The organism is Nakamurella leprariae, assembly GCF_016918035.1.
Classification (GTDB): domain Bacteria; phylum Actinomycetota; class Actinomycetes; order Mycobacteriales; family Nakamurellaceae; genus Nakamurella; species Nakamurella leprariae.
This window is the reverse complement of sequence record NZ_JAERWK010000036.1, coordinates 1-1,698: the sequence shown is the minus strand read 5'-3', so window position 1 is coordinate 1,698 and position 1,698 is coordinate 1. Positions and strand designations below refer to the sequence as shown.

Below are 1,698 nucleotides of genomic sequence, written 5' to 3'. Positions count from 1 at the left end.
CTGAGCAACCTATGAGGTTGAGGTCAAGTGCTGTGTTGGCTGGGTGATGGGTATGGGGGGTCGGCGGGGCGGCGTGTGCCTGCCTCGTTGATCAGGTTTGGTGTTGGACGGGGTCCTGGGCCCGTTCCCTGCTCTACCTAGCGTGCAACCGGGGTGTTGCCCCAACAGCCTTCATTCGAGCTTTGGTGGGACACGGGCGGGACTGCTCATGCTCAGTTGCGGGGTTCTCCCCAGGGCGAACGAGCTCGTCCCGTCGTGAGTGGTGGTCAGGCGGCCGGGGCGGTCACCTCGGTTCGTGGGTCGCGGGTGCCGGCGGCGATGTCGGCGTTCCAGGTGGTACGGGTGGTCACGACCATGAACAGTTGTCGTAGCAGGCTGCCGGCGACCGCGACCCTGGCTTGGGCATCGCTGAGCGGGTTCGTGGTGCGACTGGTCAGGTGTGCGTGGCGGGCGGCCAGGACGGGGTTGTGGCGCAACCCGCCCCAGACCGCGCGCCAGGCGGCGACCCGCAGCAGCGGCCGGCCGCGGCCGCTGATGGTGGTCTTGCCGGTGTAGCTGCCCGAGGCGTTCTCGCGGGGACACAGGCCGGCGTGCTTGACCACGGCGCGGCCGGTGTCGAACCGGGTCAGGTCACCGGTCTCGGCCAGGATCGCAGCGGCACTGACGGCCGACAGACCCGGGATGCTGGTGACCAGCCCGGTCAGGTCCAGCTCGTCCAGGACGCTCACCATCAACGCCTCGACCTGGGTGCGCTGGGTGTGGGCGTGGTGCAGGTCGGCCAAGGCGAACGCGGCCCGTTCCAGCGCGCCGGGACGCTGCAAGGACACGCCTTGGCGGTCGCTGGCGGCGGCGTGCAGCGCGGCCAGGATCGGTCGGTGGATCCGGTGGGTGCCCCAGCGGGGCAGCTCGGCGCGGACCGCTTCGGTCAGCCCGGCCAGGCCCAGAGTGCGGACCCGCGCCGGGTCGCACGCGGTCACGCTCATCGCCGCCTTCCAGGTCAGCGAGTCCAATGGCTTACCGGCCGCGGTCAACGCGGCGGGCCACGCGCATTCCAGCAGGTCGCGCAGTTGCTGGCGGGCCGCACCGCCATGGGTGATCCACTCGGCGCGGCGGGCCCCCAGGTGCCGCAGCCGCGACCAGGTCGCATCGGCCCGTTCGGGCAGGTAGACGTGCAACTGGGTGGCCAGGCGGGCGATCAGCAGCGCGTCCTTGTCATCGCTCTTGTCACGGGTGAAGTCCTCGGCCTCCCGCGCCCGGTGCACCAACAGCGGCTGCACGCACACCAGCACGACCCCTGCCGCCGCGGCCAGCTCATCGACGACCTTCCAGCGATGACCGGTCGGCTCGCACGCGAGCGTCACCCCGGTGAACCCGGCCGCGACCGCAGCGGCCTGCCCCCACGCGATCACCTCACCCAGCTGCCAGGGCCGGCACCGCACCGTCCTGCGCGCCAGCACCCGGCTGTCATGATCGGTCAGCGCGAAGACCTGCTTGTCATCAGCCAGATCGACCGCCAGGACCGCGTGCTCGCGCGGCAACACCCGCCGCAGCTGTGACAACCGCGCGTTCCGCCGCTTGTCACCCCGGGAAAGCCCTCTACCGTTGGACACGGACATCCTCCTGTCTGGTTGGGACACCAAGCCCGTCGACCACACAGGGGGATGTCTTGGTCTTCAACCACTCAGGCAGTTACTAGCG

Annotated in this window: 1 protein-coding gene; it reads right to left on the bottom strand. The window is 70.4% G+C overall.

Annotated features, from left to right (window positions below):
- Positions 1–266 precede the first annotated feature (266 nt).
- Positions 267–1,610, bottom strand: a complete 1,344-nt coding sequence (locus JL106_RS20470) for an IS110 family RNA-guided transposase (protein ID WP_205262632.1) — start codon at positions 1,608–1,610, stop codon at positions 267–269.
- Between the last annotated feature and the right edge of the window lie 88 nt (positions 1,611–1,698).